The sequence below is a fragment of the Vibrio brasiliensis LMG 20546 genome (assembly GCF_000189255.1).
In the GTDB taxonomy this organism is placed as follows: Bacteria; Pseudomonadota; Gammaproteobacteria; order Enterobacterales; family Vibrionaceae; genus Vibrio; species Vibrio brasiliensis.
This window is the reverse complement of sequence record NZ_AEVS01000106.1, coordinates 21,021-28,022: the sequence shown is the minus strand read 5'-3', so window position 1 is coordinate 28,022 and position 7,002 is coordinate 21,021. Positions and strand designations below refer to the sequence as shown.

Below are 7,002 nucleotides of genomic sequence, written 5' to 3'. Positions count from 1 at the left end.
CGAAGCGCAGCGTTCTAGATTCTAGCAGGACGAAGTCCGCTCTCCATCCCTATCTCGGCGAAATATTCGACAAACACTGCACGTGTACCGTGATCTCTTCACGGTCGTGGTACAAATGCTTAGCTTGCAGACGGAACTTAACGCCGTTTTCAATCATGAAAACTTTGAGGTTCTCGATATCTTGCAGAACTTCGTCGTAACGGCCTTTCATTGGCAGCTTAAGGTTAAAGATCGCTTCTTTCGCCCAACCGCTAATGATCCATTCGCCCATTAGCTGTGCTACGCGCGAAGGTTTCTCGATCATATCGCAGACTAACCAGGTTACGTTCTTACGTGCAGGCTCGAACTTAAAGCCATCTTCCTGGTGGTGCTTAACCTGACCGGTATCCATCAGGCTGTCAGCCATCATGCCGTTATCGACAGAGTGCACAAACATTGAACGCTTAACTAATTGATACGTCCAACCGCCCGGACACGCACCTAGGTCAACCCCCCACATACCAGCAGCCAGGCGCTCATCCCACTCTTCACGAGGGATAAATACGTGGAATGCCTCTTCCAGCTTAAGCGTTGAGCGACTCGGCGCATCTGCTGGAAACTTCAGGCGTGGGATACCCATAAAGAATTGCGAGTTGTTTTCTGGCAGTGAGTAACCAACAAAACAGTGGCCTGAAGCCACAAAGCAGATATGCAGTACTGGCTTCTTTGGGCTGTCTTTTGCTAACAGAACACCCTTGCCGCGCAACGCCTGACGCATTGGTACAGTAAACTTACGACAAAACTTAAGCAGCTCTTTCGCTTCGTTGGTATCCGGCGTTTCAATACGAATGTCACCGCAGCGAGGTAAGCTATCAACATCAGACAATGATTCGAGAATCGGAGAAATACGATCTTCTCTTGGTAGATCCTGAATTTCAGTTGCGATAGCGAAAATCTGACGAGCGAAGATCAGCGATTTAAAATCCAGCTCTTTGACCAGCTTTTGTGCATCGCCATCTTGGTAGCACTCAAACAGCACATAACCAGTATTCTTCTTCAGACGTGGGAAACCAAATACTTCTAACTGAGTCGCACGATCCTGAATTTCGCCGGCACACTCTTTTTCAAAGCCACTACGGCAGTAGAGCATTAACTGTTTCACTGATTCACCTCTTTAATCTGTAGTGCTGCATAGACAAACAATCCCCACCCGACCATAAACGTTAAACCACCAAATGGTGTGATTGGACCAAACCATTTAATGCCTGTTATGGCCAGCGCATAGAGGCTGCCGCTAAAACAAAAGATGCCGATGATAAAGCAAATTGCCGCAAGGGCGAAATATTTTTGTGATTTAGGCGACAATTTCAGTTGAAGCAGTAAACCACACAATAAAACCGCAAGCGCATGGATAAACTGGTACTGAACGCCAGTATTAAAAACCTCGACCAAATAAGGTGACAACATAGCTTTAAGGCCGTGAGCAGCAAAGGCTCCAAGGGCGACGCCAACACCCATCAGCAGCCCGCCAATCGTCAGTAGCTGTTTACTTTTCACCATACACCTCAAAGATAAATGCAGCGAGCTTGTCTACCGCAAAGTCAATGTTGCCCTGCTCAGTGTAACCTGAGCGTTTACGTGGCTTAAAGCTGTGGTCACCATCGGGAATAAATTCAACAGACACCGCATCTGATAAACTAAAGTCACTCAACTCTTCACGCTTTCCAAAGGTATCTCGTTCACCTTGTAAAATCAGACAAGGTTTCGTCACTGTCGCCAAATGGTCACCTTTAAAGTTTTCAGGCTTGCCCGGCGGATGGAAAGGAAAACCTAAACAGGCAAAACCAGCAACTTTCGTTTCGTCAGCCAGCAGGCTCGCCATGCGTCCCCCCATGGATTTACCACCGATCACTATTGGACCATCCACAGCAAGCTCATCAATCACACTCTGATATGCTTCCAGCAGCTTTGGCGCTCTGTCTGGCGGACGCTTCTTACCATCTTCAGCTCGTTTAACCATATAAGGAAAGTTAAAACGCACCACCTGAATTCCCTTGTCTGCTAACCCCTTAGCGACCGAATTCATAAATTCATGATCCATTCCTGCGCCCGCACCATGGGCGAATACAAACAGCGGGTCACCCGCGTTGCCATCACGTAAGTAATCAGTCATCTAGCAGCTCCTCCTGTTCACTCTGTGCTTTGGCTAACATCCAGTCACGGAAGGTGGCAATACGGCCCATATCCGCTTGCTTATCGTGACAAACCACGTAGAAAGCATTTTTAGATAACAAGACTTCATCAAATGGAGCAATCAGGCGTCCCGCCTCAAGTTCAGGCTGCGCCAGTACGTTGTTACCCAGGGCAACACCCTGACCGTGAGCCGCCGCTTGCAGCACCATCGTAGAGTGACTGAAGATAGGTCCGTGGTTAACGTTAACCCCTTCGATGCCATTTTGTTTGGCAAACTGTTTCCAGTCTTTACGAGAGGTGTCATGCAGCAAGGTATGCTGTTTTAAATCACTTAGAGTTTCTAATGGTTTGTTACCTAAAAGTAACGAAGGTGAACAGAGTGGGATCAAGAACTCCTGATACAGTTTATCAGCACGCAAACCAGGCCAGTTACCACGACCATAATAGATGGCCACATCAACATCATCGGTCAAAGAGCCTTCGTCCATATCAACCGCCTTAATACGCACGTCAATATCAGGCTCTTGTTGATTGAAATCCGCCAATCTTGGCACCAACCACTGAATAGCAAAACTGGGCGGCAAACTGATAGTTAACGCCCCTTTTTCACTACGCTCTAGCACTTTGTCAGTAGCTTCTGCCAGAGATGTAAAAATATCCTTTATATCAAGAAAGTAGCTTTGCCCCTCTTCCGTTAGCAATAACGAGCGATTTCGACGTCGAAACAGCTTTAAGCCAAGGAACTCTTCTAACGCTTTAATTTGGTGACTAACAGCAGCCTGAGTCACAAACAGCTCCTCTGCGGCACGAGTAAAACTCAAGTGACGAGCAGCGGCTTCAAACACTTTTAACGAGTTTAAAGGAGGTAATCTTCTAGACATAGCAGCCTTCTATAAATTGGATTAGTTTTTTTAATCTGAAACATTATAAAATGTCCATTGCCTGACGACCAGAGAAATTCTATATTTCACACCGCAACGAGGAGTCAGAACGGCTTGATTCCCTTTTGAATCAATTGACACCTGGTTGCGATGTTGTGTTTGCAAACTCGTATTTCGAGTTCGGTAGGTTTCTACCAGTTTCGTTTTAGAAAACGAAACATATACTTCCTGTATTTATTTTGACCTGTCTGTCAAATTTTTTAGCACCGCCTATATGGCGGTGTTTTTTTATGCCTGAAGAAAGTTACAACAAAAAAAAGCGCAAACCGAGTGAACGATTTGCGCTTTTTAATAACCTTCAGTTTACCGAAATTAAGGGCGGTAAACCTTCACGTTATGGAAACCTTGTTCTTGTAGGTAAAGTGCCTGTAGTCGGCTCATTACGCCACGGTCGCAGTACAGCAGGTATGTCTTAGACTGGTCTAAGTCACCAAACTGAGTGCCTAGCTTGAAGAATGGAATGTGCTTAACTTCAACACCGTCAATTTCTAACGGGTTGTCGTCTTCTTCTTCAGGGCTACGGATATCCAGTACGATCGCGTGCTCTTCAACTGCCTGAACCTGCTCCACCTCTGGTGCTGCTTCTTCAGTCTCTTTAGCAATATCGCGGATGTCCATCACGCGCGCGTCACGGACTACCTGCTCAAGAATATCGAAGTCGAACTTCTCTTCTTCCGCATCCAGTTTCGCTTTAACTGCTTTTACTGTTGGCTTCTTAGAAATAACACCACAGTACTCTGGCATTGTTTTCGCGAAGTCTTCAGTGCCAATATCACGTGCCAGGTTAATGATGTCTTCTTTATCCCAGTTGATAAGCGGACGCAGAATCAAGGTATCTGTCACGTTGTCGATATGGCGCAGGTTAGTCAGAGTCTGGCTTGAAACCTGACCTAGTGCTTCACCTGTTACCAGAGCTTCAATCTTGAACTTCTCAGCGACCATGCCTGCCGCACGCATAAACATACGCTTGAGGATAACGCCCATTTGGCCGTCATCAACTTTCTCAAGGATCTCAGCAACCACTGGTTCAAAGTCGACAGAGATAAAACGTACTTTTGCTGAAGAACCGTATTTGTTCCACAGATAGTGAGAGACTTGCTTCACACCGATCTCGTGAGCCGGGCCACCCAGATTGAAGAAGCAGTAATGTACTTTAGAACCACGTTTAATGTGCAGGTAGCTTGATACACCTGAGTCAAAGCCGCCAGAAATCAGGCTAAGAACATCTTCTTGTGTACCCAGAGGGAAACCACCCAGGCCTTTATAACGAGCGATTACCTGATTCAGCTTCTCGTTGGCTACTTCAAGTTTCACCGTCACGTCAGGGTTACGTAGTCGAACGCTTGCACTTTCAACAGCCTGGTTCAGACCGCCACCAACGTAACGCTCTAGTTCAATTGAGGTGAAGTCATGCTTACCACGACGCTTAGCGCGTACAACAAAGGTTTTGCCTTCGATAAGTGGACGATTAAGTTCAAGCACTTGCTCGAAAATGTCATGCAGATCTTTGAACTCTGACTGTTGAACTTCAAGCACATGGTGGATACCCGGAGTATGGGTAAGTACTTCTAGAGTCTCTTTGTAGAACTCATCAGATTCAGCCGTCACTTCAATATGGTCACGACGGTTAAAGACAGCGACAGACTCAGTACGACTCTTGATGATATTACGGATGTTACATTCAAGAATCTTTGTGAAGCGCTTACGCACAGACTCACTTTTTACAAAAATTTCTGGATGGGGCTTTACGATAAATTTCATAATTCACTTCACAAGTTAACTGTTTTCGCTAAATTCAGTGCTCTATTGAGCGTAGCAGCGCTCTTTAGCCATTCGCTGCCTCTAAGGGCGCAAGATTATACATGAAGCAAAGACCATAAAAAAGACGAGCGTTTTGCTCGTCTTTGTTTTGGATTACTGAAGTACCGGGACTTCGTCACTTTGTAAGGCTTCGCCCTGCATAATACTGATTTCAACACGTCGGTTTCGCGAACGTTGGGCCTCAGTATCGTTTGGCCCTAACGGCTCAGTATCAGCCATCCCTCGAACCCGGAGACGTTCATGGTTAAAGCCTCGCACTTTTTCCATTTCTTGAGCAACAGACACGGCACGCTGCGCCGACAGATCCCAGTTTGAACGATACAACTCCGAATCAATACGCTGGTTATCCGTATGTCCAGACACACGAACCACACCAGGAATGTCTTTAACTAAATCTGCAATCTGGCGTACCAATGGACGGAACTTCGGCTGCAAGAATGCAGAGCCTTCTGGGAACGCGCCTTTTTCACGGATACGAATATCGATCTGCTGACCAAGGTTTTCAACCTCAATTGCACCTTGCTCAATCTCTCGCTCAAGCGCTTTCTTAATGCTCTCCATTAAGGTCTCAAGCTCTTGCGACATTTCAGCGGATTGCTGCTGTTCATTATCCGATTCTGAGTTCTGGTTATTCTGAGTAGAGGTATCCGGAGACTGTCCACCAGTCAGAGAACCTTTATCTCTTTGCGTACCACCAGCGCGGTCAGATTCACCTTCATGAAACTCTAGCGTTTGCTGAGTAATATCAATGGTCTGCTGCATGATGACATCAATCGGTGTTGGCTCAGGGCGACCAGGTCTGAATTCCTGAGCGATAATGCTGGTTCCTTTAGGGATATCTTTTACTTCCAGTCTGTTCTGCACACCAAAAGCAAATTTCATCGAGCCAGCAATCTGCTTGAACTTCAGTACATCCATTTCCGAGAACGAAAGCAGCAGTACGAAGAAACACATCAATAGAGACATCAAGTCAGCAAAGGTACCCATCCACAGCGGGAGGCCGGGTGGCGGACATTTGCAGTCGTTATCATCATCCATACTGCGTCCTTACTCGTTATCTACATCAAGAGCACGTTTGCCTTCATTGAGGTAGTTCTTCAGATAACTATCAATCACACGAGGGTTCTGGCCATCTTGAATTGCTAATACGCCATCCATAATCAGACGACGATTGAGCTTCTCTTGTTCACGACGTAGAGAAAGCTTATCTGCGATCGGGAAGAACACCATGTTCGATAGGATCGCACCGTATAGGGTAGTCAAAAGAGCAACCGCCATCGCAGGGCCGATCGCTTTCGGGTCATCCATGTTAGAAAGCATCGCAACCAGACCAACCAGAGTACCGATCATACCCATCGCTGGTGCTACGTCACCAAATGCTCTAAATACACTTGAACCAAAATCGTGTCGCTCATCGGTGAGTGCGATATCTTTTTGCAGTGCAGCACGCACAACGTCAGCGTCATGACCATCTACCAGCAAGTCGATGCCTTTTTGCATAAAGCTGTTGGTGATTTCCATCTCTTCTAGGGCAAGAAAACCACCTTTACGTGCCGCGTCGGCCATCTCAACAACTTTAGCGATAAGATCTTCCGGCTCATCAGCTTTAAACATGAAGGCTTTGCCTGCGATCTTGGCCGCACCAAAAAACTGACCCATAGTGAACTTCATAAGCACCACGAAGGTAGAACCACCTACCACGATCAGAATCGACGTTACATCGATGAACATCATGATGCTTCCGCCTAGTATCATTGCCATGATAACGAAAGCAAAACCGCCAATCAGTCCTATCAGCGTTGCTAAATCCACAGAGCACTCCTCATGCTATCTTTGAGCTTCTAACAAATTATATCGGCAACATCTTCAGATCTTTAGTATTTTATTGATACCGCATTCACATAAATATAGATGCTTGCCCCACCTTTAGTACTAGGACTTTAACCCTAATACTCACTTGGGTATATGAAATGACCGCTTTAACTCCATTTTTCTGACAAATTTGCTCGGTTAAATTTGACCATCATTAATGGCTAAGGTAACTTTCGAGCATCTTTATCTAAGTAGA

7 protein-coding genes are annotated in these 7,002 nt (G+C 46.1%); all 7 read right to left on the bottom strand.

Annotated features, from left to right (window positions below):
• Positions 1–49 precede the first annotated feature (49 nt).
• The 7 genes from rlmM to pomA all read right to left on the bottom strand — a co-directional run bounded on the left by rlmM (position 50) and on the right by pomA (position 6,746).
• Positions 50–1,141: a 23S rRNA (cytidine(2498)-2'-O)-methyltransferase RlmM gene (gene rlmM, locus RH46_RS19890; RefSeq protein WP_006881328.1), complete on the bottom strand. Its 1,092-nt coding sequence runs from the start codon at positions 1,139–1,141 to the stop codon at positions 50–52.
• Entirely contained in the window at positions 1,138–1,536 is a 399-nt protein-coding gene (locus tag RH46_RS19885) for a DUF423 domain-containing protein (protein WP_040896324.1), read from the bottom strand. The genes rlmM and RH46_RS19885 overlap by 4 nt, the downstream gene beginning before the upstream one ends.
• Entirely contained in the window at positions 1,526–2,152 is a 627-nt protein-coding gene (locus RH46_RS19880) for an alpha/beta family hydrolase (RefSeq protein ID WP_006881326.1), read from the bottom strand. Before RH46_RS19880 ends, RH46_RS19885 begins: the two co-directional genes overlap by 11 nt.
• Positions 2,145–3,053, bottom strand: coding sequence for a transcriptional regulator GcvA (locus RH46_RS19875; protein WP_006881325.1), 909 nt, complete (start codon positions 3,051–3,053; stop codon positions 2,145–2,147). The genes RH46_RS19880 and RH46_RS19875 overlap by 8 nt, the downstream gene beginning before the upstream one ends.
• Positions 3,054–3,425: 372 nt before the next feature.
• Positions 3,426–4,874: a tRNA uracil 4-sulfurtransferase ThiI gene (gene thiI, locus RH46_RS19870; protein WP_006881324.1), complete on the bottom strand. Its 1,449-nt coding sequence runs from the start codon at positions 4,872–4,874 to the stop codon at positions 3,426–3,428.
• A gap of 153 nt (positions 4,875–5,027) precedes the next feature.
• Positions 5,028–5,972 carry a flagellar motor protein MotB gene (locus tag RH46_RS19865; protein ID WP_006881323.1) on the bottom strand — a complete coding sequence of 315 codons (945 nt, stop codon included), beginning with the start codon at positions 5,970–5,972 and terminating at the stop codon, positions 5,028–5,030.
• Between the two features lie 9 nt (positions 5,973–5,981).
• Positions 5,982–6,746, bottom strand: coding sequence for a flagellar motor protein PomA (gene pomA, locus RH46_RS19860; RefSeq protein WP_006881322.1), 765 nt, complete (start codon positions 6,744–6,746; stop codon positions 5,982–5,984).
• Positions 6,747–7,002: the final 256 nt, after the last annotated feature.